21 protein-coding genes and 1 riboswitch are annotated in these 25,760 nt (G+C 63.6%); of the genes, 15 read left to right on the forward strand and 6 right to left on the reverse strand.

Annotation, left to right across the window (positions count from 1 at the left end; all coding sequences use genetic code 11):
• The first annotated feature begins 59 nt into the window (after positions 1–59).
• A riboswitch (cobalamin riboswitch) is annotated at positions 60–275 on the forward strand.
• 97 nt (positions 276–372) lie between these two features.
• The 6 genes from cobW (at position 373) to J4E53_RS20680 (ending at position 9,316) form a co-directional block, all read left to right on the forward strand.
• Positions 373–1,437 carry a cobalamin biosynthesis protein CobW gene (cobW, locus tag J4E53_RS20655; RefSeq protein ID WP_060738114.1) on the forward strand — a complete coding sequence of 355 codons (1,065 nt, stop codon included), beginning with the start codon at positions 373–375 and terminating at the stop codon, positions 1,435–1,437.
• A gap of 3 nt (positions 1,438–1,440) precedes the next feature.
• The gene (cobN, locus tag J4E53_RS20660) at positions 1,441–5,214 is read left to right on the forward strand and encodes a cobaltochelatase subunit CobN (RefSeq protein WP_103309962.1); all 3,774 of its coding nucleotides are present in this window, start codon (positions 1,441–1,443) and stop codon (positions 5,212–5,214) included.
• A 210-nt stretch (positions 5,215–5,424) separates the two neighbouring features.
• Entirely contained in the window at positions 5,425–6,420 is a 996-nt protein-coding gene (locus J4E53_RS20665) for an ATP-binding protein (protein ID WP_103309960.1), read from the forward strand.
• A 53-nt stretch (positions 6,421–6,473) separates the two neighbouring features.
• A complete protein-coding gene (locus J4E53_RS20670) occupies positions 6,474–7,079 on the forward strand; it encodes a VWA domain-containing protein (protein WP_219734524.1) in 606 nt (201 codons plus the stop codon).
• Positions 7,080–7,272: 193 nt separating this feature from the next.
• Entirely contained in the window at positions 7,273–8,919 is a 1,647-nt protein-coding gene (locus J4E53_RS20675; RefSeq protein ID WP_103309958.1) for a phospholipase D-like domain-containing protein, read from the forward strand.
• Positions 8,920–8,974: 55 nt separating this feature from the next.
• Positions 8,975–9,316 (forward strand): hypothetical protein, encoded by a 342-nt coding sequence (locus J4E53_RS20680; RefSeq protein ID WP_103309956.1) that lies wholly within the window; start codon positions 8,975–8,977, stop codon positions 9,314–9,316.
• 109 nt (positions 9,317–9,425) lie between these two features.
• Here J4E53_RS20680 and J4E53_RS20685 read toward each other — a convergent pair whose 3' ends face one another.
• A complete protein-coding gene (locus J4E53_RS20685) occupies positions 9,426–9,872 on the reverse strand; it encodes a thioredoxin family protein (RefSeq protein WP_103309954.1) in 447 nt (148 codons plus the stop codon).
• 343 nt (positions 9,873–10,215) lie between these two features.
• Here J4E53_RS20685 and J4E53_RS20690 point away from each other — a divergent pair, with 343 nt between their 5' ends.
• The 8 genes from J4E53_RS20690 to J4E53_RS20725 all read left to right on the forward strand — a co-directional run bounded on the left by J4E53_RS20690 (position 10,216) and on the right by J4E53_RS20725 (position 16,977).
• A complete protein-coding gene (locus J4E53_RS20690) occupies positions 10,216–11,064 on the forward strand; it encodes a transporter substrate-binding domain-containing protein (protein WP_060738109.1) in 849 nt (282 codons plus the stop codon).
• A gap of 54 nt (positions 11,065–11,118) precedes the next feature.
• Positions 11,119–11,781, forward strand: a complete 663-nt coding sequence (locus J4E53_RS20695) for an amino acid ABC transporter permease (RefSeq protein WP_018608019.1) — start codon at positions 11,119–11,121, stop codon at positions 11,779–11,781.
• A gap of 9 nt (positions 11,782–11,790) precedes the next feature.
• Positions 11,791–12,453 (forward strand): amino acid ABC transporter permease, encoded by a 663-nt coding sequence (locus tag J4E53_RS20700; RefSeq protein WP_028236639.1) that lies wholly within the window; start codon positions 11,791–11,793, stop codon positions 12,451–12,453.
• The gene (locus J4E53_RS20705) at positions 12,450–13,256 is read left to right on the forward strand and encodes an amino acid ABC transporter ATP-binding protein (RefSeq protein ID WP_103309952.1); all 807 of its coding nucleotides are present in this window, start codon (positions 12,450–12,452) and stop codon (positions 13,254–13,256) included. Before J4E53_RS20700 ends, J4E53_RS20705 begins: the two co-directional genes overlap by 4 nt.
• Positions 13,257–13,281: 25 nt before the next feature.
• Entirely contained in the window at positions 13,282–13,671 is a 390-nt protein-coding gene (locus J4E53_RS20710) for a RidA family protein (RefSeq protein ID WP_060738107.1), read from the forward strand.
• 214 nt (positions 13,672–13,885) lie between these two features.
• Complete coding sequence (locus J4E53_RS20715) at positions 13,886–14,650, forward strand: IclR family transcriptional regulator (protein ID WP_060738106.1); 765 nt, start codon at positions 13,886–13,888, stop codon at positions 14,648–14,650.
• Positions 14,651–14,691: 41 nt separating this feature from the next.
• Positions 14,692–15,909, forward strand: a complete 1,218-nt coding sequence (locus tag J4E53_RS20720) for an amino acid deaminase (RefSeq protein ID WP_103309951.1) — start codon at positions 14,692–14,694, stop codon at positions 15,907–15,909.
• Between the two features lie 153 nt (positions 15,910–16,062).
• Complete coding sequence (locus J4E53_RS20725; protein WP_103309949.1) at positions 16,063–16,977, forward strand: sugar kinase; 915 nt, start codon at positions 16,063–16,065, stop codon at positions 16,975–16,977.
• Positions 16,978–17,093: 116 nt separating this feature from the next.
• Here J4E53_RS20725 and J4E53_RS20730 read toward each other — a convergent pair whose 3' ends face one another.
• Positions 17,094–17,369 (reverse strand): peptidylprolyl isomerase, encoded by a 276-nt coding sequence (locus J4E53_RS20730; protein WP_019690952.1) that lies wholly within the window; start codon positions 17,367–17,369, stop codon positions 17,094–17,096.
• Between the two features lie 48 nt (positions 17,370–17,417).
• On the reverse strand, positions 17,418–19,955 hold the full coding sequence (locus J4E53_RS20735; protein ID WP_103309948.1) for a PAS domain-containing sensor histidine kinase: 2,538 nt from the start codon (positions 19,953–19,955) through the stop codon (positions 17,418–17,420).
• 132 nt (positions 19,956–20,087) lie between these two features.
• On the opposite strand from J4E53_RS20735, the gene J4E53_RS20740 reads away from it, so the two are divergent.
• Entirely contained in the window at positions 20,088–21,206 is a 1,119-nt protein-coding gene (locus J4E53_RS20740) for a PilT/PilU family type 4a pilus ATPase (protein WP_060738102.1), read from the forward strand.
• Positions 21,207–21,309: 103 nt separating this feature from the next.
• Here J4E53_RS20740 and J4E53_RS20745 read toward each other — a convergent pair whose 3' ends face one another.
• The 3 genes from J4E53_RS20745 to J4E53_RS20755 form a co-directional block, all read right to left on the reverse strand.
• The gene (locus J4E53_RS20745) at positions 21,310–23,265 is read right to left on the reverse strand and encodes an acetoacetate--CoA ligase (protein ID WP_103309946.1); all 1,956 of its coding nucleotides are present in this window, start codon (positions 23,263–23,265) and stop codon (positions 21,310–21,312) included.
• A gap of 205 nt (positions 23,266–23,470) precedes the next feature.
• A complete protein-coding gene (locus J4E53_RS20750) occupies positions 23,471–24,247 on the reverse strand; it encodes a 3-hydroxybutyrate dehydrogenase (RefSeq protein WP_060738100.1) in 777 nt (258 codons plus the stop codon).
• 7 nt (positions 24,248–24,254) lie between these two features.
• The gene (locus J4E53_RS20755; protein WP_103309945.1) at positions 24,255–25,646 is read right to left on the reverse strand and encodes a GntP family permease; all 1,392 of its coding nucleotides are present in this window, start codon (positions 25,644–25,646) and stop codon (positions 24,255–24,257) included.
• Positions 25,647–25,760: the final 114 nt, after the last annotated feature.

The following is a 25,760-nucleotide window of genomic DNA, read 5'->3' on the forward strand; positions in this document are numbered from 1 at the left end:
GCGGCGGCAAAGACACCGCAGAACTCACTTGCGGAGATTGACCCGCCCCCACACCCTGCGTAGCCTTGCGCCTTCGAGGTTCTTCGGCCTGTGCCGAAGCTAAGAAGGGAACGCGGTCCAAGCCGCGGCTGCCCCCGCAACTGTGAACGGTGAGGTTTCTGCAAGGCCACTGTGCATGCCCTTTTACCAAAGGCGCACGGGAAGGCGCAGCCATTGCCAGTCGAAAGACTGGCCCGCCGTCAGCCAGGAGACCTGCCTCGAGACAGATTCTCACTACAACCGGGCGGGGTGATCCGGTGGCGAAATCTTCCGTGCACACCTGTGCCCGCGGTTGTCGTCCCGTTTGCCCGCCACCTTGCCAAAGGGCATCCGATGAAAACACTGGCCAAACTCCCCGTCACCATCGTCACCGGCTTTCTCGGCTCGGGTAAGACCACTTTGCTGCGGCACATGCTCGACAACGCCCAAGGCCGGCGCATCGCCGTGATCGTCAACGAGTTTGGCGAGCTGGGTATCGACGGCGAGATCCTCAAGCAGTGCGCCATCGGTTGCACCGAAGAAGAAGCCAACGGCCGCGTCTACGAACTGGCCAACGGCTGCCTGTGCTGCACGGTGCAGGAAGAATTCTTCCCGGTGATGCGCGAACTGGTGGCCCGGCGCGGCGACCTCGACCATATCCTGATCGAAACCTCCGGCCTGGCCTTGCCCAAGCCGCTGGTCCAGGCCTTTCAATGGCCGGAAATCCGCAGCGCTTGCACGGTCGATGCGGTGATCACTGTGGTCGACAGCCCGGCCGTGGCCGCCGGCACCTTCGCCGCCTTCCCCGACCAGGTCGATGCCCAGCGCAAACTCGATCCGAACCTGGACCACGAATCGCCGCTGCACGAACTGTTCGCCGACCAACTGGCCAGCGCTGACCTGGTGATCCTCAACAAAGCCGACCTGATCAGCCCTGAAGACCTGGCCAAGGTTCGCCTGGAAGTCGCCGAAGAGCTGCCGCCGGCGGTCAAGGTCATCGAAGCCAGCAGCGGTCGCCTGCCGCTGGACGTGTTGATCGGCCTGGGCGCCGGTTCCGAAGAACACATCGACGGCCGCCACAGCCATCACGACCATCACCACGATGGCGACGATGACGACCACGATCACGACGCCTTCGATTCCATCTCCATCGAGCTGCCCCAGGCCGACGAAAGCCTGTTGCTGGACGCGCTGACGCAACTGGTGGTCCAGCACGGTGTGCTGCGGGTCAAGGGTTTCGCGGCGATCCCGAACAAGCCGATGCGCCTGCTGATCCAGGGCGTTGGCACGCGTTTCGACAAACATTTCGACCGCCAGTGGGGCGCCGAGGAAGCGCGGGTCACCCGTCTGGTGCTGATCGGCCAGGCGCTGGACGCTGCGCTGCTTGAAGCGCAGTTGCGCGCCGCCCTCAGCGCCTAAGCCATGCACCTGCTCAGGACCCAGCCCGGCGGTTTCGTGTCGGATGACAACATTGCCGACCTCGGGCAAACCCCCGCCGAACTGGTGATCCTGTGCAGCGGCGACTCCAGCCTGGCGCTGCTGGCCGAAGCGGCGAAGCAATTGCCGGGCGATTATCCGGAGTTTCGCCTCGCCAACCCGATGCAGGTGCAGAACCACGCCTCGGTGGATCTGTATTTCGAAGACGTGCTGCGCCACGCCAAGGTTATCCTGCTGTCGCTGCACGGCGGCATTGGCTATTGGCGCTACGGCATCGAGCGCCTGATGGACCTGGCCGGGCGCGGGGTGAAGCTGATCCTGGTGCCGGGGGATGATCGACCGGACCCGGAGCTCAGTGACCTGAGCAACGTGGCCGTCGAGGACCGCGACCGGCTCTGGCAGTTCTTGCGCCAGGGCGGCCTGGGCAATGCCCTGGACCTGTTTCACAACCTCGGCAGTCAATGGTTCGGCCGCGATTATCCGTGGGCCGAGCCGCAGACCCTGCCGCGCACGGCGATCTATCACCCGAAAAAAAACAGCGCCAGCCTCGGCGATTGGCAAGCCGAGTGGAACGCTGGGCAACCGGTGGCGGCGGTGCTGTTTTATCGTTCCCACTTGCAAGCGGCGAACACCGCGTTCATCGACGTGTTTTGCCAGCGCCTGCAAGCGGCGGGGCTCAATCCGTTGCCGATTGCCGTGGCCAGTCTCAAGGAGCCCGGTTGCCTGGCGCGGGTGGAGGACTGGTTGGATGAAGTGGAAGCGGGGGTGATCCTCAATACCACCGGCTTCGCTCAATCCAGCCCCGAAGCCCCGCACTTGCGACCATTTCGCCGCAATATCCCGGTGATCCAGGCCATTTGCGCCCAGGACAACGAACCGGGCTGGCGCGCCAGCGAGCAGGGCCTGGGGCCACGGGATCTGGCGATGCACATTGCCTTGCCGGAGCTGGACGGGCGGATCATCAGCCGCCCCATCAGTTTCAAGGACCTGGCCTGGCGCAGTGAGCGCAGCCAGAGCGACGTGGTCTGCTACCGCGCCGTACCCGAACGCATGGATTTTGTCGCCGAGCTGGCCCAACGTTGGACCACCCTGGCGCGCCTGCCCAATGGGCAGAAGCGTGTGGCGCTGATCCTCGCCAACTACCCGACCCGGGACGGACGCATCGGCAATGGCGTCGGCCTGGATACGCCAGCGGCGGCCTTGAATATCCTGCGGGCCATGCAGGCCGAGGGCTATCCACTGCTGGCCGAGCTGCCGGCGAGCGGCACTGCGTTGATCCAGCAATTGCTCGGCGGGGTCAGTAACGACCTGGACAGCCTCGACCTGCGTCCGTGTCACCAGAGCCTGGCCCTGGATGCCTACCTGGCCATGTTCGACGCGCTGCCCGAGGCCAATCGCCAAGCGGTGCTGGCGCGCTGGGGCTCGCCCGAGCAGGACCCGATGTTCCGCGATGGCCGCCTGATGGTCGCCGGCCTGCGCTTGGGCCTGACCTTCGTCGGCATCCAGCCGGCGCGTGGTTATCAGGTCGACCCGAGTGCGGTGTACCACGACCCGGACCTGGTGCCGCCCCACGGTTACCTGGCGTTTTATTTCTGGTTGCGCCACACCTACGGCGTCCACGGGGTGATCCACGTCGGCAAGCACGGCAACCTCGAATGGCTGCCGGGCAAAGGTGTCGGGCTCTCGGAAAATTGCTGGCCGGACGTGCTGTTGGGGCCATTGCCGAACATCTACCCGTTCATCGTCAACGACCCGGGCGAGGGCGCCCAGGCCAAGCGTCGCACCCAGGCGGTGATCATCGACCACTTGATGCCGCCGCTGACCCGGGCCGAAACCTACGGACCGCTGCGTAACCTGGAGTTATTGGCGGACGAATACTACGAGGCGCAATTGCTCGATCCGCGCCGCGCCCGGGAACTGCAACGGGACATCCTCAACCTGGTGCGCGAGACCCACATCGACCGCGAGCTGCAACTGGATGCCGGCCTCGACAGCGATGCTGACGCCGCGATCTGGCTGCCACGCCTGGACACGTACCTGTGCGACTTGAAGGAGTCGCAGATCCGCGACGGCCTGCACATTTTTGGCGAATCGCCCAGCGGACGACTGCGCATCGACACCCTGCTGGCGTTGCTGCGCATTCCCCGGGGCGACGGCAAGGGTGCGCAGTCGAGCCTGCTGCGGGCGCTGGCGAAGGCGTTCGGGCTGGGCTTCGATCCGCTGGATTGCGCCCTGGCCGAACCCTGGATGGGCGATTGTCCCGAGGCATTGCGCCGGATCAGCGCCGAGCCCTGGCGCAGCGCCGGCGATACCCGCGAGCGCCTGGAGCTGTTCGCCGCGCAGTTGATCGAGCAGGCGTTGGACGGCGCGGTTGAGCAGCTCGACGCGCCGGGTTGGGAGGTGGTGGGCGGCATCATTGAAAACCTGCGAGCCGTCGTGGCGCCACGCCTGGACGCCTGCGGTCCGGCGGAAATGCATGGCCTGCTCGATGCCTTGAGCGGGCGCTTCGTGCCGGCCGGCCCCAGCGGTGCGCCGAGTCGCGGGCGCCTGGATGTGTTGCCCACCGGGCGCAATTTCTTCTCGGTGGACGTGCGCAACCTGCCCACCACCACGGCGTGGCGCATCGGTTTCCAGTCGGCGAACCTGATCCTTGAACGGCACTTGCAGGACCACGGCGATCACCTGCGCCAGCTCGGCCTGTCGGTGTGGGGCACCGCCACCATGCGCACCGGCGGTGATGATATTGCCCAGGCCATGGCGCTGATGGGTGTGCGTCCGGTGTGGGCCACCGGCAGCCAGCGAGTCGATGACTTCGAGATCCTGCCGCTGAGCCTGCTGGACCGGCCGCGGGTCGATGTGACGCTGCGGGTGTCCGGGTTCTTCCGGGACGCCTTCGCCAACCTGATCCGCCTGTTCGATGCCGCCGTGCAGGCTGTCGCCGCCCTCGATGAACCGGACGACCTGAACCCCTTGGCGGCCAAGGTGCGTGGTGAGCGCGAAGCGTTGCTGGCATCGGGCCTTGAGCCTCAAGACGCGGCGCGCCAGGCCGGCTGGCGGATTTTCGGTGCCAAGCCCGGTGCCTACGGCGCGGGTGTGCAGGGTGCGATCGACGGTCGCTTGTGGCAGAGCCGCGAAGACTTGGCCGAGGTGTACCTGAACTGGGGTGGCTACGCTTACGGCGGCAGCGATGAAGGCACCGCGGCCCGGGAGCAGTTCTCCCGACGCCTGAGCCAGGTGCAAGCGGTGCTGCAGAACCAGGACAACCGCGAGCACGACCTGCTCGATTCCAATGATTACTACCAGTTCCATGGCGGCATGCTGGCAGCGGTGGAGACCCTCAGCGGGGAAGCCGCGGCCAGCTATCACGGCGATCACAGTCAGCCGGACCTGCCCAGGATCCGTACCCTGAAAGAAGAACTCAACCGCGTCATCCGTTCCCGCGCGGCCAATCCGAAGTGGATCGACGGGGTCAAGCGCCACGGCTATAAAGGCGCGTTCGAACTGGCCGCGACGGTGGACAACCTGTTCGCCTTCGACGCCACCACGCAGCTGATCGACGATCACCAGTACGCTTTGCTGGCCGATGCCTACCTGCTCGATCCGGACACCCGGGATTTCGTCCGCCAGCACAACCCCGACGCCCTGCGGGACATGACCGAGCGCATGCTCGAAGCGCAGCAGCGGGGGATGTGGCAGGCGCCGGGCGACTATCGCGAAGCCCTGGAGAATTTGTTGTTGGACATTGAGGAGGATGGCTGAAATGCATAATCAGCAGGTCAGAGACCGTCCCTGTGGCGAGGGGATTTATCCCCGCTGGGTTGCGAAGCGACCCTAAATTCCAACACCTCGGTGTATCAGGCAGATTGAGTCGACTTACATGGGGCTGCTTCGCAGCCCAGCGGGGATAAATCCCCTCGCCACAAGTACTCCGTTCATATTGACGTTATCGACCACCCTTGAGAATTAGACATGATCCAACCCCATTTCCCGCTCTCCGCCGTGGTCGGCGCTGATGACCTGAAACTGGCCCTGTGCCTGGCCGCGATCGACCCGAAAATCGGCGGTGTGCTGATCGAGGGCCCACGGGGCATGGCCAAGTCCACCTTGGCCCGGGGCCTGGCGGACCTGCTGGCCAGCGGTCAGTTCGTCACCTTGCCCCTCGGTGCCACCGAAGAGCGGCTGGTGGGCACCCTCGATCTGGATGTGGCCCTGGGAGAGGGGCGCGCGCAATTTTCTCCCGGCGTGCTGGCCAAGGCCGACGGTGGCGTGCTGTATGTCGATGAAGTGAACCTGCTGCCCGATCACCTGGTGGACCTGCTGCTCGATGTGGCCGCCAGTGGCACCAACCTGATCGAGCGCGACGGCATTTCCCATCGGCATCCGGCGCGCTTTGTGCTGATCGGCACCATGAACCCGGAAGAGGGCGAGCTGCGCCCGCAGTTGCTCGACCGTTTCGGCCTGAACGTCGCCCTCGACGGTCACACCGCACCGGCTGAACGCGGCCAGATCATCCGGCGGCGGTTGGATTTCGACAGTGATCCGGCGGTCTTCTGCGCGGAGTGGGAGACAGCCCAGCGGCAGTTGCGCGAACGTTGCCAGCGGGCGCGCGACCGTTTGGCTGGGATCGCCTTGGATGATGCGACGCTGGCGCAGATCACCGAGCGCTGTTTTGCCGCCGGGGTCGATGGCTTGCGCGCCGACCTGGTCTGGCTGCGGGCGGCCCGGGCCCATGCCGCCTGGCGTGGGGCGGATGCCATTAGCGATGAAGACATCGATGCGGTCGCCGAGTTTGCCTTGCGTCATCGACGGCGCGGGCATTCGGCACCGTCCCAGGCGCCGACCGGGACGGGGGCGGAAAAAACCACTGAACCCAATGAAGGCCAAGGCCAATGGGGCGACCTGCCTGCCCGGGCGTTGCCAACCGGGGCCCGGCGCGATGTGCCGAACTGGCCAAAAAAGCCCTAGGCATTCGCCCTCGTTCAACGGCGGGGGCGAATGCCAGACCCCGTGCAGGAACGTTGGCGCAGGGACGCCAGGGCCGCAGCAAAGCGGCGGCCAGCGGTGCGGTGAACTGGCCGGGAACGTTGCTCAATGGCCGGCCACAGCGGCATGCAGACTTGCGCTGGCACGCTCGGCATCGGGCGCCCCATGAGCTGTGGCTGGTCATCGTCGATGCGTCGGCCTCGACCCGTCGTCATCGCGCCTTGAGTGACGGCAAAGGCTTGTTGGCGCAACTGTTCGACGACGCTTATCGGCAGCGGGCCCGCCTGGCGCTGTTGACGGCCAGCGGCACGCAGCCGAACTGGCAGGTGCAAGGGCTCAAGGCCTCGGCGGGCCTGCGCGACTGGCTCGATGGCCTGGGCGCCGGTGGCGGAACGCCGTTGCTGGCGGCGCTGAACGAGGCCGGGCGCTGGCTGGTGGCGCGGCGCAGGCGTTATCCGGCGGAGCAGCAGCGGGTGTTGGTGATGACCGATGGGCGTGTCAAGGAGGGACTGTCACTGCCCTCCCTGGATTGCCCGTGCCTGTTGATCGACATCGAAAGAGGCCCGATTCGCCTGGGCCGGGCCCGGCAGTTGGCGGGGCGGTTGGGGGCTGAGTATCGGCATATCGATGAGGCTGATTGAAAGGTTCTGTGACTGTCAGGGCCCCATCGCGAGCAAGCCCGCTCCCACACTGTTTTGTGAACACATGAATGATGAACACCGGCCCCCTGTGGGAGCGAGCTTGCTCGCGATGGCATCCCCTCGGTTCCCATGACCTGCCCACCTGACCCGCATCGCTGCACTATGCTCAAGCAGCCCCTCACAGGAGTGAACCATGCGCGTACTCGTCACCAACGCCCAGGACGATTTTCGGGTCAAGGCCTATGCCGGCACCAACGGCGTGCTGCTCGCCATGGACCTGGCCGAACCCCGGCGCAAGGGCTTGCTGGGTTTTGCCATCGAGAAACAGCAGGGGGACAAGCCCTGGCTGTTCCTGTTCAACAGCCTGACGTTCCCCGACAAGGCCCACACCTTTCCCCAGTTCCACGCCACCCCCAGCGACAAGGCGCCCCTGCAGAAATTTCGCTGGGCCGACTACGCCGTCAACCCCGGCGTGACGATCCACTATCGCGTGCACCTGGCCTATGGCAGCCCCGATTCGCCGCAATTGGGCGAATCCCTGGCCGTCACCGTCACCAGCGACGACGGGCAGCCGGTCGACCAGCGGGTCATCTTCAACCGTGCCGTGGCCGCCAGCCAGGCGTTCCAGCGCAAGTTTCCCGAAGTGGACGCGTTGCTCAATGCCAACAAGCACCTGTCCATCGATGACTGGCCCGACGCACCACGTCGCTGGTTGGAAAACGGCTTGCTGGGTCGCTTGACCGGTTTCATCGACCGGGCGCTGGATGCCCGCTGGGCCTTGGACGTCGCCATCTATGAATACGAATTGCCGGTGATCGTCGACGCGGTGACTGCCGCTCACGCTCGCGGCGCCCAGGTACGGGTGCTGTATCACGCCGAGCCGGGAGACGACACCACGGCGCGCAACGAAGCCAGCCTCGAAAGCATGCCAGCGGCCAACAAGCGTGGGCGGATTACCCACAATATTTTCCATAACAAGTTCATGGTGCTGAGCAAGGTGGAGGCCAGCGGCTCATTGCAACCTGAAGCCGTGCTGTGCGGCAGCACCAACTTCACGGCCAACGGTGTCTACCGCCAGGCCAACGTCGTGCATGTACTGGACGACCCGCGGATCAGCAGCAGCTATTCCCAGGTATTCGAGCAAATCTGGGCAACGCCCCAGGACGTCGATGCCACTCGCCAGTGGCTGACCCTGAACAATGCCATGGCCCCGCAAGAAGCGTTGTTCGCCGGGTTCTCGCCACGCACCGGGGAGGGCGACCTGGATCGCTTCGTCGACATCATCAAGGAGGCACGAAAAGACCTGTTGTTCGTCACCGCCTTTGTGTTGCCCGACCGCATCCTCGACGCCTTGCTCGGCCAGCCCAATGACGACGTGTTGCGCTATGGCCTGCAAAACACCAAGAGTCGCATCACCGGTTTTCATGCCGACCGCACCGCCGAATTCGCCGCCACCGCGTTGCTCAACACCGGTCTGGAAGGCTGGCTGCGGGAAAACATGAAAGGCCAGAAGGGCAATCTACTGGTGCACACCAAAGCCATCGTCACCGACTTCACCAGTGACACGCCGACCATCCTCAGCGGCAGCCACAACCTCAGTGCCGCCGCCAGCAGCGGCAACGACGAGAACTACCTGATCATTCAGGGCAATACCGACCTGGCCGACCGCTACGGGCTGGAACTGCTGCGTTTCTATGAGCATTACCGCTTTCGTTACTTCGCGAAAAAACTCGCCCTCAAGCAGGTCAGGCCACTGGCAGTGGATGACAGCTGGAGTGATGACTATTACCGCGAGGGGGATTTGCGGATGTTGTCCAGGGTGAGGTTTTGCGGGCGTTAGGCGCAGCAGATGATCAGGTGCTAGCATAGGGCCATCTATCAGCCAGGAAGCTGTCATGAAACGCTATCACGGAACGTCCGCTTTACTTCGCACCTGTGTCGCGATCCTGTTGTTGGCCCTGGGCACTTCGACCTTTGCTGCCAATCAACCGTGTTCCGGGCGCAAGGGCGGTATTGCCGGATGTGACGGCGATACCTTCCTCTGCAACGACGGCTCCATCAGTGCTTCGAAGAAGTCCTGTTCCGCTGTGCTGGGGCTTCGGAACGAGGCGCGCCCGCAGTCGCTGCTCAAGTCCGCCGACGGTTGCCAATGCGGCAGTGGCAATTACTGCGTCGGCCCCCGGGGCGGGGTCTATTGCCTAACGCCTGGCAGCAGCAAGAGCTACAAGCGCAAATAGACCAGGCGCACCGCCGAACAATTGTGGGAGCGAGCTTGCTCGCGATAGCGTCAGGTCGGTGGGCATCGACATTGGCTGACCCACCGCTATCGCGAGCTTGCTCCCACTGTTATCGAAACGTTGCCCGCATCCTCATCAGCGCTCGTCCTCGACCCGCAGTGCACAAAGTCTGGAACCGCTGCCGCAGCCAATTCACGTCATGGCGCGTCGGGTGAAGCGAGCGCCGAGGTTTTGTCCGGCCGATGTGTTCGGCAAAGTTGCGCATCAGCGAGGGTTGGTCACCGATGCCCTTGAGCTTGCGGCACAACTTCCCATCCTTATAGAACAGCACGGTCGGTGTCCCGCTGACTTCCGGATGCCGGGGCGATTCGTGGGTGCTCAATTTGTAGATGATGGCTCGATCCTGAAATGCCTCGGCCACCTTGCAGAACACCGGTTCGGCCCAGCCGCAGGCGTAACAGTGTGGATGGCCGAAATAGAAGACCACCGGGCGCCAAGTCCTGAGGGCCTGGCGGTAGTCCTTTTGTGACGCTACGTGAGTAATGAGCGAACTCATGGCCGGCTCCCTTGTGCCTCGACGGTGACAGGAACGATAAGGACCCAGGCCGGCCATCGCTACTGTCAGAGTTGACAGGTGCCTGGCTCTGTTTCGGTGCGAAACGGATCGCAAACACTCCATTTGGGGCCTTGGTACCCGGACGCCGTAGCCAACGGTAGCAAGCGTGCCAGCGGTCCACGGGCGTTCCTGGACATTTGGTTTTTCCATCCCCCTGATTTCATTCACTTTCCATTTTTCTCACCCATGCGCTCCAAGCCTGTGGCACACTTTCTGCTGTCTATTCCGTTGTTACATACCATGTTCCGGTATAGCGGAATAAACTCATTCTGGAGTGCTTGCCATGCAACGCCGACCTTCCTTGTTCAAAGCGTGTGTTTTTCTCTTCGCGGCCACGACGGCTGCCATGGGTGTCGCCCAGGCGGCCGACAGCAAGCTGGACAGCGTGCTGCAGCGGGGGAAATTGATCGTGGGCACGGGCAGCACCAATGCGCCGTGGCACTTCCAGGGAGCGGATGGCAAGTTGCAGGGCTTTGATATCGATATTGCGCGCATGGTTGCCAAGGGCCTGTTCAATGACCCGGAGAAGGTCGAGTTCGTGGTGCAGTCGTCCGATGCGCGGATTCCCAACCTGCTGACCGACAAGGTCGACATGAGCTGCCAGTTCATCACCGTCACCGCCAGTCGCGCCCAGCAAGTGGCGTTCACCCTGCCGTACTACCGCGAAGGCGTGGGCCTGCTGCTGCCGGCCAACAGCAAGTACAAGGAAATCGAAGACCTCAAGGCCGCGGGCGATGACGTCACCGTGGCGGTGCTGCAGAACGTCTACGCCGAAGAATTGGTGCACCAGGCGCTGCCCAAGGCCAAGGTCGACCAGTACGACAGCGTCGACCTGATGTATCAGGCGGTGAACTCCGGACGCGCCGATGCCGCCGCCACCGACCAATCCTCGGTCAAGTACCTGATGGTGCAGAACCCCGGGCGCTACCGCAGCCCGGCCTATGCCTGGAGCCCGCAAACCTACGCCTGTGCGGTCAAGCGCGGCGACCAGGACTGGCTGAACTTCGTCAACACCACCTTGCATGAAGCCATGACCGGCGTGGAATTCCCTACCTACGCGGCGTCGTTCAAGCAGTGGTTCGGCGTCGAGTTGCCGTCGCCGGCGATTGGTTTCCCCGTTGAATTCAAATGACCCTGTGAGCCCGGGGCGCCCCTTGCGGGCGCTTCGTCGAAGGTACTGCCGACCATGAATTATCAGTTGAACTTTGCCGCCGTCTGGCGCGATTTCGACACCTTGCTGGCGGGACTGGGCCTGGGGCTTTCCCTGGCGCTGGTGTCGATCGCCATCGGTTGCGTGATCGGCCTGGCCATGGCGTTCGCGCTGCTCAGCAAACATCGGGTCCTGCGGGTGCTGGCGTCGGTGTATGTCACGGTGATCCGCAATACACCGATCCTGGTGTTGATCCTGTTGATCTACTTCGCCTTGCCGAGCCTGGGCATCCGCCTGGACAAGCTGCCGTCGTTCGTCATCACCCTCTCGTTGTACGCCGGGGCCTACCTGACCGAAGTGTTCCGTGGCGGGCTGTTGAGCATTCACAAGGGGCAGCGGGAAGCGGGGCTGGCCATCGGCCTGGGCGAGTGGCAGGTGAAGGCCTACGTCACCGTGCCGGTGATGCTGCGCAACGTGTTGCCGGCCTTGTCGAACAACTTCATTTCGCTGTTCAAGGACACCTCCCTGGCGGCGGCGATCGCCGTGCCGGAGCTGACCTATTACGCCCGCAAGATCAACGTGGAGAGCTACCGGGTGATCGAAACCTGGCTGGTGACCACGGCCCTGTATGTCGCGGCCTGTTACCTCATTGCCATGGTGCTGCGGTATTTCGAGCAGCGCCTGGCGATCCGCCGTTAGGAGTCTCCCATGTACGAATCACCCAGTTGGTTGCATGAGTTGTGGGTCGCCCGGGACACCCTGTGGGCCGGTTTCCTGACCAGTGTGCAGTGTTCGCTGTTGGCGATTGTGTTGGGCACGCTGATCGGCCTGGTCGCCGGCCTGGTGCTGACCTATGGCCGGACCTGGATGCGCGCGCCGTTTCGCTTTTACGTCGACCTGATCCGCGGCACGCCGGTGTTCGTGCTGGTGCTGGCCTGCTTCTACATGGCCCCGGCCCTGGGCTGGCAGATCGGCGCATTCCAGGCCGGCGTGCTGGGCCTGACGCTGTTCTGCGGCTCCCATGTGGCCGAGATCGTGCGCGGTGCCTTGCAGGCGCTGCCCCGTGGGCAGATGGAAGCGAGCCAGGCCATCGGCCTGACGTTCTACCAGTCGCTGGGCTATGTGCTGTTGCCCCAGGCGTTGCGGCAGATCCTGCCAACCTGGGTCAATTCCTCTACCGAGATCGTCAAGGCCTCGACCCTGTTGTCGGTGATCGGCGTCGCCGAACTGCTGCTCAGCACCCAGCAGATCATCGCCCGGACCTTCATGACCCTGGAGTTTTACCTGTTCGCCGGGTTTCTCTTTTTCATCATCAATTACGCCATCGAATTGCTCGGGCGGCACATTGAAAAGCGGGTGGCCTTGCCGTGACTGACGTTTCGAATCTCTCCAATACGGAGCTATCCAACACCCAGCCGTTGCTGGACATTCGCGGCCTGCGCAAACAATACGGCCCGCTGGAAGTGCTCAAGGGCGTGGACCTGAGCATGCAGCGCGGCAACGTGGTCACGCTGATCGGTTCCAGTGGTTCGGGCAAGACCACGCTGCTGCGCTGCGTCAACATGCTCGAAGAATTCCAGGGCGGGCAGATTGTGCTCGACGGCGAGTCCATTGGCTATGACGACATCGACGGCAAGCGTGTGCGCCACCCCGAGAAGGTCATCGCCCGGCACCGGGCCATGACCGGTATGGCCTTCCAGCAATTCAACCTGTTCCCGCACCTGACCGCGTTGCAAAACGTCACCCTGGGTCTGCTCAAGGTGAAAAAACTGCTCAAGGACGAAGCGGTGGCCCTGGCCGAGAAATGGCTGGAGCGGGTCGGCCTGCTGGAGCGGCGCGATCACTTTCCCGGCCAGTTGTCCGGTGGCCAGCAGCAGCGCGTGGCGATTGCCCGGGCGATTGCCATGAACCCCAGCCTGATGCTGTTCGACGAAGTGACTTCGGCCCTGGACCCGGAGCTGGTCGGCGAGGTGCTGAACGTGATCAAGGGCCTGGCCGAGGACGGCATGACCATGCTGCTGGTGACCCACGAAATGCGCTTTGCCTTCGAGGTCTCCGACAAGATCGTGTTCATGAACCAAGGGCGCATCGAAGAGCAGGGTCCACCGAAGGAACTGTTCGAGCGGCCGCAATCGCCGCGGTTGGCGGAATTCCTCAAGAACACCCGTTTTTAATTTTATTCAGTAAGGAGAAACACCCATGAGCATTACGCGCTACGGCACCGGCAGCTCCGCAGGCGGCGGTCAGCCACGGCCATTCGCCCGCGCCGTGGAGGCCGATGGCTGGCTGCACGTGTCCGGCCAGGTGCCGGCGGTGAACGGCGAGATCATTGTCGGCGGGATCGTCGAGCAGACCCACCAGACCATGAAGAACCTGGTCGCCATTCTCGAAGAGGCCGGTTATGAGCTCAAGGACGTGGTGCGCTGCGGCGTGTGGTTGGATGACCCGCGGGATTTCTGGAGTTTCAACAAGGTGTTCGGCGAGTACTTCAGCCCTGAACACGCCCCGGCCAGGGCCTGCGTGCAGGCGAGCATGATGGTCGATTGCAAGGTCGAGATCGATTGTGTGGCCTACAAGAAAAAGGCCTGATTCGGTGTAGGACTGTCCTTCAAGGCCTGTTTGATTCATCTTGATGAGCACGCCTATCGTGGCGAGGGAGCTTGCTCCCGCTGGCCTGCGAAGCAGGCCCGATAAGTGACAAGCGACTGCTGCGCAGCCGAGCGGGAGCAAGCTCCCTCGCCACAAAAGCATTTTCGTCACAATGAAAAACATGCACCTACGATTGAATTCAGGAACCAGAGACATGACCGAAGACACCATCAAACGCCGGGCCCGGGGACTGGATCGGGCGTTCGATATCCTCGATTTCCTCAAGGAAATCGGCCAGCCGCTGCGCCCGAACGATATCGCCAGCGGCATCGGCAGCCCCAAGTCCACGGTCTATGAACTGGTGGCGTCGCTGCTGGAGCGCCGCATCCTCGAGCCGGTGGGCAAGGACGGTCACGTCTACCTGGGGCGCCAGTTGTATTTCCTCGGGCAGGCGCACCTGCGGCATTTCGACCTGAGCCGCGAGGCTGACCAGGCCTTGCAGGAGATCGTGCGCCAGACCCGCGAAACGGCGCAGATGTGCCTGCTCAACGGGCGTAAATACACCGTCGCGCTGATGAAGGAAGGCGAGCGGCATTTCCGCATTTCATCGGACATCGGTGAAAACGCGCCGATCCCGTGGACGGCGTCCGGGCGCCTGCTGCTGGCGCATTTGAGCGACCAACAGATCGTTGACCTGATCGACCCCGACGACTTCATTTTGCCGGACGGCGAGCGCTTGCCCCTGGAGCAATTCCTCGGGGAAATCCGCCAGGCCGGCCTCGATGGGTTCTTCTCTTTCGACAGCGTCGCCGACACCTTCACCCACTGCTTCGCCGCACCGGTCAAAGACCCCGGCGGCGTGGCCATCGCCACCCTGTGCATCGTCGCCCCTCGGGCCGACGCCAAGAACAATTACGCCGACTACCGCCGGGTGCTGATCGAAAGCGCCAACAACCTGGCCCGGCGCATCAATGAATAGATAACTGCGGCTGCGAGCGGCCGCGTGCGAGGAGTACGAACATGTCTTCTGTCATTCCCAATGCTGGCGTAGAGAAGGGTGCGGCCACCGTCGGTGCTCATCTGCTCAAGGACGTCAGCCTGCCGGCGCTGGTGCTGCACCGCGCGGCGCTGGAGCACAACATTCGCTGGATGCAAGCGTTCGTCACCGACAGTGGCGCCGAACTGGCGCCCCACGGCAAGACCAGCATGACCCCGGCGCTGTTTCGACGCCAGCTCGATGCCGGTGCCTGGGGCCTGACCCTCGCCACCGCCGTGCAGACCCGTGCCGCTTACGCCCACGGCGTTCGTCGAGTGCTGATGGCCAACCAACTGGTGGGTACGCCAAACATGGCGCTGATCGCCGATCTGCTGGCCGACCCGGCGTTCGAATTCCATTGCATGGTCGATCATCCGGACAACGTCGCGGACCTGGGGGCGTTCTTCGCCTCGCGCGGTATGAAGCTGAACGTGATGATCGAGTACGGCGTGGTCGGTGGTCGGTGCGGCTGCCGGACCGAGGCCGAGGTGTTGGCCCTGGCCGAGGCGATTCGCAGTCAACCGGCGCTGGCGTTGACCGGTATCGAAGGCTACGAAGGGGTGATCCATGGCGACCACGCCATCAGTGGCATCCGCGCATTCGCGGCATCGTTGGTACGGCTGGCGGTGCAGTTGCAGGACGACGATGCCTTTGCCATCGACAAGCCGATCATCACCGCCTCGGGTTCGGCCTGGTACGACCTGATCGCCGAATCCTTCGAAGCCCAGAATGCCCACGGGCGTTTCCTCAGCGTGCTGCGTCCCGGCAGTTACGTGGCCCATGACCATGGCATCTACAAGGAAGCCCAGTGCTGCGTGCTGGAGCGCCGCAGCGACCTGCACGAAGGCCTGCGTCCGGCCCTGGAAGTCTGGGCTCATGTGCAATCGCTGCCGGAGCCGGGCTTCGCGGTGATCGCCCTGGGCAAGCGCGACGTGGCCTACGACGCCGGATTACCGGTGCCGCTCAAGCGCTACACGCCCGGATCGGATTCGGTAGCGGGTGACGATGTCAGCGGTTGCAAGGTGACGGCGGTGATGGACCAGCATGCGTTCATGAATGTGGCGGCCGGGGTTGAGCTGCGTGTGGGCGACATCATTGCGTTTGGTACTTCACACCCGTGCCTGACGTTCGACAAGTGGCGGGTGGGGTGCCTGGTGGATGAGCAGTTGCGGGTGGTCGAGAGCATGGAGACGTGTTTCTAGGGCTTGAGATCGAGTCGCGGCTATCGCGAGCAAGCTCGCTCCCACAGGGGGATCGAGACGATCACAGAGTTTGTATTCACAGCAATCCACTGTGGGAGCGAGCTTGCTCGCGATGGCGGCCTGCCAGACACCACCGAACCATCAGGATCCCCCATGAACCACCCCAAACCCCGCATCGCCCTGATCGGCGAATGCATGATCGAACTGCAACAACGCGCCGACGGCAGCCTGCTGCAAAGCTTCGGCGGCGATACCCTGAACACTGCGGTGTACCTGTCCCGCGCCTTGGGCGACAGGGGCGCGGTGGATTACGTCACCGCCTTGGGCGACGACAGTTTCAGCGATGCCATGTGTGAGTGCTGGGCCGAAGAAAACATCGGTCTGCAACGGGTCCAGCGCTTGCCCGGACGCCTGCCGGGTCTGTATTGCATCCAGACCGATGCGGCGGGGGAGCGGCGATTCCTCTACTGGCGCAACGAGGCGGCGGTGCGCGAGTGTTTTACCACCCCGGCCGCCGCGCCGATCCTGGCGGCATTGCCGGATTACGATGTGCTGTATTTCAGCGGCGTGACCCTGGCGGTGCTCGGTGAGCAGGGGCGCGCCAGGCTCATCGAAACCCTGGTCGAAGCCCGTCGACGCGGGGCCCAGGTGGTGTTCGACAATAATTACCGGCCAAGACTCTGGGCCTCGATCGAGGCGGCGCGGGCGGCGTATCGCAGCGTCCTGCCTTACGTGGAATTGGCGCTGTTGACGGTGGAAGACGAGCAGGCACTGTTCGGATATGCGGACACTGACGCGGTATTCGCCGCCTATGGGCAGCTCGGCACGCCCGAGGTGGTGCTCAAGCGCGGTGCCGAGGCCTGCCTGATTCGTTGCGATGGCGAGTCTTATGAGATTCCCGCCCAACGGGTCGAGCGTGTGGTGGACACCACGGCGGCGGGGGATTCATTCAGTGCCGCGTACCTGGCGAGCCGCTTGCTGGGGGGTACTCCGGCGGAGGCGGCCGAGTCGGGGCATCTGTTGGCGAGCCGGGTGATCCAGGTGCCGGGGGCGTTGATGCCAAAATAATAAGTGGGCACAAAACCTGTGGGAGCGAGCTTGCTCGCGATAGCGCTGGGTCAGCTTGCAGAAATGTTGACTGTGTCGTCGCCATCGCGAGCAAGCTCGCTCCCACAGGCTCGGTTTCAATCCCGGTAGAACACCTGCACCAGGTGATAGCCGAACTTGCTCTTGATCGGCCCATGTACCACCCGCAAAGGCTTCTTGAAGATCACCGCATCGATCGCACCGACCATCTGCCCCGGCCGCACTTCGCCCAGGTCGCCGCCGCGTTTGCCCGAGGGGCAGGTGGAGTATTTCTTGGCCAGCACATCGAAGGCTTCGCCCTTGGCGATGCGTTGCTTGAGCTGTTCGGCTTCTTCGGCGGTTTTCACCAGGATATGGCGGGCTTGGGCTTTCATTGCAGCGGTGACCTGAACGGTGCGACGGGGCGGCGATTATGCCTCAAGTCAGCTGTCATGGTTGATCATCGTCCGAATCTTGTTGGCCAGCAGATCGAGGGTGAAGGGCTTGGCGACCATGTCCATGCCCTGGTCGAGGAACCCCTGTCGTTCGGCGGCTTTCTGCGCGTAACCGGTCATGAACAGCACTTTCAGCCCCGGGCGGTGCTGACGGGCGATTTCCGCCAGTTGCCGGCCATTCATGCCCGGCAACCCGACGTCGGTCACCAGCAGGTCGATGCGCTGCTCCGTTTCCAGCAGGGGCAGGGCCGTCATGGCGTCCTGGGCCTCCAGGGCGGTGTAGCCCAAGGTCTTCAACAGGTCGAGCACCAGCATGCGCACCGCCGGTTCATCTTCCACCAGCAACACGGTTTCCCCGGCGATGGCCGGTGGTACGTCGACCGTCTCCGCCGTGGCGGGTTGTTGGGCCGGCGCAACGTGCAAGCGTGGCAGGTACAACTGCACCCGTGTGCCCTGGCCCGGCACGCTGTCCAGGTTGAGGTGTCCACCCGACTGTTGGGCAAACCCGTAGATCATCGACAAGCCCAGGCCGGTGCCCTGGCCGATGGGCTTGGTGGTGAAGAACGGGTCGAAGGCCTTGGCCAGCACGGCGGGGGTCATGCCGCTGCCGTTGTCGCTGACCGCGATCATCACGTAGTCGCCGACCTTGACCGGTTCGAGGGTATTGATGTCAGTGCCGTCCAGATAGACGTTGGCGGTTTCGACGATCAATTCGCCGCCGTCGGGCATGGCATCCCGGGCGTTGATCACCAGGTTGAGCAGGGCGTTTTCCAACTGGCTGGCATCGGTGCTGACCGGCCACAGCTCGGGGGTCAGTTGCAGCCGCAGCACGATGTGATCGCCGGTGGTCCGGCTCAGCAGGTCTTCGAGCGAACGCACCAGCTCGTTGGCGTCCAGCGGCTTGCGGTCCAGGGACTGGCGGCGGGAAAACGCCAGCAGCCGATGGGTCAGGGCCGCGGCGCGGTTGGCCGAGGACACCGCCGCTTCGGTGAAGCGCCCGATCTCGGCGGTGCGGCCGGCGGCGATGTAGCGTTGCATCAGGTCGAGGCTGCCGAGGATGCCGGTGAGCATGTTGTTGAAGTCATGGGCAATGCCGCCGGTGAGTTGGCCCACGGCCTCCATTTTCTGCGCATGGCGCAGGGCTTCTTCGGCGCGCTCGCGTTCGAACATCTCGCTTTGCAGGCGATGGTTGGCTTCGGCCAGTTGCCGGGTCCGGGCGATGACCCGTTCCTCCAGTGTTTCGTTGAGGTTGCGCAGGGCTTCCTCGGTTTTCCGGCTCTCGGTCTCGTCGATCACGAAGATGTAGAAACCGTTCACCGCCCCGTCCGTCCCGTGGCGAGGCAAGTAGTTGATCAGTGCATGGCGCGGGCGACCGTCGCGATGGTCCATCTGCAAGGTGAAGCTGCACGGTTTGCCGGCCAGGGCATCGGCGATCTGTTGGGCGCGGGCGGCATAGGCCTCTTCGCCGAGCACTTCGCGGATGGTCTTGCCGTAGAGCTCTTGCGGGGTCAGGCCGTACCAGTCCAGGTAGGCGCTGTTGTTCAGCCGGAAGCGCTCTTCGCGGTCCGCGTAGCTGATGAGGATCGGCATAGCGTTGATGATCAACTGCAGCTCGGTCTGGCTCTGGCGCAGGGCTTGCTCGGTGCGCTTGCGTTCGGTCAGGTCCAGGGCCGCGCCCAGAAAACGCTTGGGTCGGCCGTGGCGGTCCTTGTAGCAACGGCCGCGCACGTACACCCAGAGTAATTCATCGTTGGGCTGCAACAGCCGGTACTCTTCGGCGTATTCGGTGCCATGGGTAATGCAGTGCTTGATGCTGCGGGCAACCATCGCCCGGTCCTCGGGATGCACGCCTTCGAGGTAGGCGCTGATGGGCAGCTGGCGCGACAGGTTCGGGTCGACGCCATGCAGCAGGGCGAAATGGGCGTCGGCAATGAAGCGGTCTTCGCTGATGTCCCAATCCCAGGTGCCCAGCGCGTCGGCGGCGGCCAGGGCCAGTTGCAGGCGCTCTTCGCTTTCGTGCTGGGCCTTGAGGCTGGCCTCGGAGCGCCGTTCGAATTCCATGGCCAGGCGGCGGCGTTCGCTGGTCTCGATGGCGGTGACCAGGATGCCGGCGACGCTGCCGCTTTCGTCATGCACCGGGCTGTAGGTCAGGTCCAGCCAGACATCGCAGAGGCGACCGGCGAAGGGCACGCGCCAGTGCTGGTCGCGGCAGGTGTGCGTCTGGCCTTGCAACACGCGGTGGTAAATCCCTTGGGTTGCCCCTTTGAGTTCGGGCCATGCTGCATGGGTCGGCTGGCCGAACGCCCGGGGGTGCTTGTCACCGCTCAGTCGGCCGAAGGCGTCGTTGTAGAGATGGGTCAGCTGCGCGCCCCACAGCAAGGCCATCGGCATCGGCGAATGGAGCACGATGTCCACGGCGGTGCACAGGCTCTGGGGCCAATTTCGTTCAGTGCCCAATGGGGTCTGGGCCCAGTCCACCTGGCTGACCAGGCGCTGGGCATCATTGCCGGCGGGTGTCGCGTTCATCACGCGATCCCTGGCTGTCGTGTCTGTACCACGGCGTCTACTATCCTTTGAGGAAAGTAAGTGCGGGCGGGTCTGAAGGGTTTCATGTTCGGCTCAACTTGTTTCATTGATGTCTCGCGGAAGTTTCAATCCATGGAAATCGATCCGTTGTTGCGAATCCTGGCGAGCCAGAATGGTTCCGATCTTTACATGTCTACGGGGGCACCGCCGTGCGCGCGTTTCGAGGGCGTGCTCAAGCCCTTGGGTAACGAGGCCTTCAAGGTCGGCGACATTGCCCGGCTCGCCGAGTCTTTGATGGACGCCGAACAGCGCCTTGAGTTCGATCGGGAACTGGAAATGAACCTGGCAATCTCCCTGGCCGGCGTCGGGCGGTTCCGGGTCAATGTCTTCAAGCAGCGCAATGACGTGTCCATGGTGATCCGCAACGTCAAGCTGGACATCCCGCGCTTCGAGGACCTGAAACTGCCCCGGGTGCTGTTGGACAGCATCATGCAGAAACAGGGGTTGATGCTGTTCGTCGGCGCGACAGGTTCGGGCAAGTCGACTTCCCTGGCGGCGCTGATTGATTACCGCAATCGCAACAGCAGCGGCCACATCATCACCATCGAGGACCCGGTGGAGTATATCCATCGGCACAAGAAATCCATCATCAACCAACGGGAAGTCGGTGTCGACACCCGCAGTTTTCATGCGGCCCTGAAAAACACTTTGCGCCAGGCGCCGGACGTGGTGCTGATCGGCGAAATCCGCGATCGGGAAACCATGGAACATGCCCTGTCGTTTGCCGACACCGGGCACTTGGTGATTTCCACCTTGCATGCCCATAACGCCAACCAGGCCCTGGACCGGGTGATCAATTTCTTTCCGGAAGAGCGCCGGCCGCAGTTGTTGAACGACCTGGGCAACAACCTCAAGGCGTTCGTTTCCCAACGCCTGGTGCGTACCCGCACCGGCCAGCGGCGGGCGGCGGTGGAAGTCATGTTGGGTTCGCCCACGGTGGCCGACCTGATCCGGCGCAACGAGCTTGGCGAGCTCAAGGGCATCATGGAAAAGTCAGAGGAACTGGGCATGCAAACCTTTGACCAGGCCTTGTTCAACCTGGTGGTCGAAGGCGCCATCGACGAGGAGGAGGCGCTGAAAAATGCCGATTCGGCGAACAACCTGCGGTTGCGTTTGAAGCTGCATACCGAGTCGGGGGCGGTGGCGCCACCGGCCGATCCGGCAGCGGGTGAGTGGGGGCTTATGGATTGATCGGGTTATCGTTCATCGCGAGCGAACTCGTTCCCACATGGGGTCTGCCAGTCACCGGAGATCCACTGTGGGAGCGAGCTTGCTCGCGATGAGGCCCTCACGGTCAGCTCGCAAGCTCCGGCCGGTCCCTAAACTGCTCCAACGCCTCGGGGTTGGCCAAGGCATCGGTGTTCTTCACCACCTCGCCATGCACCACGTTGCGCACCGCCAACTCCACCACCTTGCCGCTGATGGTCCGCGGAATATCACTGACCGCGAGGATCTTCGCCGGCACATGCCGTGGTGTGGTGTGGGTCCGGATGACCTGGCGAATCCGTTGTTCCAGGGCTTGATCCAGCGTCACGCCATCGCGCAGGCGCACGAACAGCACCACCCGGACATCGCCCTGCCATTGCTGGCCGATGGCAATGCTGTCCAGCACCTGCTCGACCTTTTCCACCTGCCGATAGATCTCTGCCGTGCCGATGCGCACGCCGCCAGGGTTGAGCACGGCGTCGGAGCGCCCATGGATCAACAGGCCACCGTGGGGCAGTTCCTCGGCGTAGTCGCCTTGGGCCCACACCCCGGGGAACTGGGCGAAGTAGGACGCGCGGAGTTTTTCCTGCCGAGGGTCGTTCCATAAACCAATGGGCATCGCCGGGAAATGCCGAGTGCACACCAGCTCGCCTTTTTCCCCGATGACCGGGTTGCCGGCCTCGTTCCAGACCTGCACGGCCATGCCCAGGCTCTTGCCCTGCATTTCGCCCCGGCGCACCGGGGACAGTGGGTTGCCGTTGACGAAGCAGGAGACGATGTCGGTGCCGCCGGACATCGAGGCGAGGCAGACGTCGGGTTTGACGTCCCGGTACACGTAGTCGTAGCTATGGGGGGCCAGCGCCGAACCGGTGGACAGGAGGGTTTTCAGGCTGTCCAAGCGGTGCGTCTGCCGGGGCTTGAGGCCTTCGCTTTCCAGGGCGGCGAGGAATTTGGGGCTGGTGCCGAAGACGCTGATGCGCTGCTGATCGATCAGGTCCAGCAAGCGCTCGGGGCCGGGGTGGAACGGCGAGCCATCGTAGAGCACCACCGCGCTACCCACGGCGAGGGCCGATACCAGCCAGTTCCACATCATCCAGCCGCAGGTCGTGTAGTAGAACAGCCGATCCTCGGGGCCGAGGTCGACGTGCAGGCCATGTTCCTTGACGTGTTGCAGCAACACGCCACCGGTGCCGTGGACGATGCACTTCGGCACGCCGGTGGTGCCGCTGGAGTACAGGATGTACAGCGGGTGGTCGAACGGAACGCTGACGAATGCCGGTTCGCCACCGCGTTGATAAAAGTCGTTCCACAACGCGATCGCGGCCGGGGTCTTGAAGTCCTCGAGGCGGGCGTCAGGCTGGGCATAAGGCAACACGATCAGTTGTTGCAGCGACGGCAGCCGTTCGAGGATTTCATTGACCTTGGCCCGCTGGTCGATGACCTTGCCGGCGTAGCGATAACCGGCGCAGGTGATCAGCACCTTGGGCTCGATCTGGCCGAACCGGTCGATGACGCCCTGGGTGCCGAAGTCCGGTGACGAGCACGACCAGATGGCGCCCAGGCTGGTGCTGGCGAGCATGCCCACCAACGTCTGCCAGGTGTTGGGCATGCAGGCGGCGACCCGGTCGCCCCGGGTGACGCCAGCGGCTTGCAGGCTTTTCTGCAGGCCGGCGACATGGGCGGCGAGTTCGGCCCAGGTCAGTTGTTCCTGGCCGCCGTTTTCGCCCAGTGCCACCACCGCGACGGCGTCATCGCGGCGGCGCAGCAGGTGTTCGGCGAAGTTCAGCGTGGCGCCAGGGAACCACTGGGCGCTGGGCATTTGCGCACCTTCCACCAGTACCGCGTCGGGAGCGTGGTGAAAGCGGATCTCGAAGAAGTCGACGATGGCCTGCCAGAAGGCTTCGCGCTGGTCGATGCTCCAGGCGTGCAGGGCGGGGTAGTCGTTCAGTTGCAGGTGATGCCGCGCGTTGACGAACTGGCGAAAGGCGTTCATGCGCGACTGGGCGATGCGTTCGGGGCTGGGTTGCCAGAGGAGGTCGGACATGGGGGGCCTCTTGTTTTCTTATGTACACACTATAGAGCGACCCAATCCTGTGGCGAGGGGATTTATCCCCTCTCTGTGGGAGCAAGGCTTGCCCGCGATGGCCGCACCGCGGTTTAACAGCTAAACCGCGTTTTCGTTCATCGCGGGCAAGCCTTGCTCCCACAGAACGAGGATAAATCCCCTCGCCACAAGGAGTCGCAGGACCTTACTGGGCCAACCACCCACCATCGATATTCCACGCCGCGCCGCGCACCTGGCTGCCGGCTTCGCTGCACAGGAACAGCACCAGTTCCCCCAGTTGCGGCGGGGTGACGAATTCCAGGGACGGTTGTTTCTCGGCCAGCAGATCATGCTGCGCCTGTTGCGGGTCAACGCCGGCGGCAATGCGGTCGTCGATCTGTTTTTGCACCAGCGGTGTCAGCACCCAGCCCGGGCAGATGGCGTTGCAGGTCACGTTGCTGGTGGCGGTCTCCAGGCCGACCACCTTGGTCAGGCCGATCACCCCATGCTTGGCCGCGACATACGCCGCCTTGCCCACCGAGCCGACCTGGCCATGCACCGAGGCGATGTTGACGATCCGGCCCCAGCCCTTGGCCCGCATGCCCGGCAGGCTCAAGCGCGTGGCGTGGAACACCGAGGACAGGTTGATGGCAATGATCGAGTCCCAGCGTTCCACCGGGAAGTCCTCCACGGCGGCCACGTGCTGGATCCCGGCGTTGTTCACCAGGATGTCCACGCCGCCGAACTCGCGCTCGGCGTAGGCGAGCATGTCGGCGATCTGCGCCGGGTCGCTGACATCGGCCGGATGATGACCGACCTTACCGCCGAATTGTTTGACCTCGGCGATCACCGCCGAGGCATCGCCGAAGCCGTTGAGGATCAGGTTGGCGCCGGCCTTGGCCAGGCTCAGGGCGATGCCCAGGCCGATGCCGCTGGTAGAACCGGTGACCAGGGCGGTCTTGCCCGAAAGAGCAGTTGTCATGGGAACCTCACACAATGCCAGTGGCGTAGAACACAGCGATCACGAAGAACACCGCGAGGGTCTTGATCAGCGTAATGCAGAAAATGTCTTTGTAGGCTTCGCGGTGGGTCAGCCCGGTCACCGCCAGCAGGGTAATCACCGCGCCATTGTGGGGCAGGGTGTCCATGCCGCCGCTGGCCATGGCGGCCACCCGGTGCAGCACTTCCAAGGGGATGTTGGCGGCGTGGGCGGCGCTGATAAAACTTTCAGACATCGCCGCCAAGGCGATGCTCATGCCGCCCGAGGCGGAGCCGGTGATGCCCGCCAGCAGCGTGACCGTCACCGCTTCGTTGACCAGCGGGTTGGGAATGTTCTTGAGCCAGTCGGCCAGCACCAGGAAGCCCGGCAAGGAGGCGATGACCGCGCCGAAGCCGTATTCCGAAGCGGTGTTCATCGCCGCCAGTAACGCACCGCCCACGGCACTCTTGCTGCCTTCGGCCAGTTTGCTGCGAATGGCCCGGAAGCCGAACAGCAAGACCATGATGATGCCCACCAGCAACGCCGCCTGCACTGCCCAGATCGCGGTGAGCTTGGCGATGTCGCTGGTCACCGGTGTGGCCATGCCCGGCAGCGCCAGGCTGTGGGTCTTGCCGTACCACTGTGGGATCCACTGGGTAAACAGCAGGTTCATGATGCCCACCGCCAGCAGTGGCGAAACGGCGATCCACGGGTTCGGCAGCTTGATGTCTTCGGCGGTTTCCGGCTCGTTGCGCAGCTCGGTGCCGTAGCTTTCGCCCGCACGCTGGGCCTTGTTGCGCTGGCGTTGCAAAAACAGCATGCCGAGGCTGAACACGAAGATCGTACCGATCACCCCCAGCCACGGTGCGGCCCAGGCGGTGGTGTTGAAGAACGTGCTGGGGATGATGTTCTGGATCTGCGGCGTGCCGGGCAGGGCGTCCATGGTGAAGGAGAATGCGCCGAGGGCGATGGTGGCCGGGATCAGACGCTTGGGGATATTGCTCTGGCGGAACATCTCGGCGGCGAACGGGTACACCGCGAACACCACCACAAACAGCGACACGCCGCCATAGGTCAGCAGGGCGCAGACCAGCACGATCACCAGCATGGCCTGGCGCGTCCCCAGCAAGCGAATCGCCGCGGCGACGATGGAGCGGGAGAACCCCGACAGCTCGATCAGCTTGCCGAACACCGCGCCGAGCAGGAACACCGGGAAATACAGTTTGATGAAGCCGACCATTTTCTCCATGAACACCCCGGTGAATGCGGGGGCGACGGCGGAAGGGTCGGTGAGCAGGACGGCACCGAGGGCGGCGATGGGGGCAAAGAGGATAACGCTGTAGCCACGGTAGGCGGCAACCATCAGCAGCGCGAGAGCTGCCAAGGCAATGATCACACTCATGGTGTGTCTCCTGGATTGTTATTGTTGTGGTGACGCTGTGGGAGAGGCTTTAGCGAGTTTTGTGCCAGGTGTGTAACTGGCTGAAATATAAGGAAATTGTTTTATTTTGTAGGG

This window comes from Pseudomonas sp. FW305-28, from assembly GCF_017351395.1.
Classification (GTDB): Bacteria; Pseudomonadota; Gammaproteobacteria; order Pseudomonadales; family Pseudomonadaceae; genus Aquipseudomonas; species Aquipseudomonas fluorescens_AA.

Bases quoted from the DNA above. Each gene is read 5' to 3' on its own strand.
- cobW (WP_060738114.1), top strand. From the start codon at position 373: ATGAAAACACTGGCCAAACTCCCCGTCACCATCGTCACCGGCTTTCTC.
- cobN (WP_103309962.1), top strand. From the start codon at position 1,441: ATGCACCTGCTCAGGACCCAGCCCGGCGGTTTCGTGTCGGATGACAAC.
- J4E53_RS20665 (WP_103309960.1), top strand. From the start codon at position 5,425: ATGATCCAACCCCATTTCCCGCTCTCCGCCGTGGTCGGCGCTGATGAC.
- J4E53_RS20675 (WP_103309958.1), top strand. From the start codon at position 7,273: ATGCGCGTACTCGTCACCAACGCCCAGGACGATTTTCGGGTCAAGGCC.
- J4E53_RS20680 (WP_103309956.1), top strand. From the start codon at position 8,975: ATGAAACGCTATCACGGAACGTCCGCTTTACTTCGCACCTGTGTCGCG.
- J4E53_RS20685 (WP_103309954.1), bottom strand. From the start codon at position 9,872: ATGAGTTCGCTCATTACTCACGTAGCGTCACAAAAGGACTACCGCCAG.
- J4E53_RS20690 (WP_060738109.1), top strand. From the start codon at position 10,216: ATGCAACGCCGACCTTCCTTGTTCAAAGCGTGTGTTTTTCTCTTCGCG.
- J4E53_RS20695 (WP_018608019.1), top strand. From the start codon at position 11,119: ATGAATTATCAGTTGAACTTTGCCGCCGTCTGGCGCGATTTCGACACC.
- J4E53_RS20700 (WP_028236639.1), top strand. From the start codon at position 11,791: ATGTACGAATCACCCAGTTGGTTGCATGAGTTGTGGGTCGCCCGGGAC.
- J4E53_RS20710 (WP_060738107.1), top strand. From the start codon at position 13,282: ATGAGCATTACGCGCTACGGCACCGGCAGCTCCGCAGGCGGCGGTCAG.
- J4E53_RS20715 (WP_060738106.1), top strand. From the start codon at position 13,886: ATGACCGAAGACACCATCAAACGCCGGGCCCGGGGACTGGATCGGGCG.
- J4E53_RS20720 (WP_103309951.1), top strand. From the start codon at position 14,692: ATGTCTTCTGTCATTCCCAATGCTGGCGTAGAGAAGGGTGCGGCCACC.
- J4E53_RS20725 (WP_103309949.1), top strand. From the start codon at position 16,063: ATGAACCACCCCAAACCCCGCATCGCCCTGATCGGCGAATGCATGATC.
- J4E53_RS20730 (WP_019690952.1), bottom strand. From the start codon at position 17,369: ATGAAAGCCCAAGCCCGCCATATCCTGGTGAAAACCGCCGAAGAAGCC.
- J4E53_RS20735 (WP_103309948.1), bottom strand. From the start codon at position 19,955: ATGAACGCGACACCCGCCGGCAATGATGCCCAGCGCCTGGTCAGCCAG.
- J4E53_RS20740 (WP_060738102.1), top strand. From the start codon at position 20,088: ATGGAAATCGATCCGTTGTTGCGAATCCTGGCGAGCCAGAATGGTTCC.
- J4E53_RS20745 (WP_103309946.1), bottom strand. From the start codon at position 23,265: ATGTCCGACCTCCTCTGGCAACCCAGCCCCGAACGCATCGCCCAGTCG.
- J4E53_RS20750 (WP_060738100.1), bottom strand. From the start codon at position 24,247: ATGACAACTGCTCTTTCGGGCAAGACCGCCCTGGTCACCGGTTCTACC.
- J4E53_RS20755 (WP_103309945.1), bottom strand. From the start codon at position 25,646: ATGAGTGTGATCATTGCCTTGGCAGCTCTCGCGCTGCTGATGGTTGCC.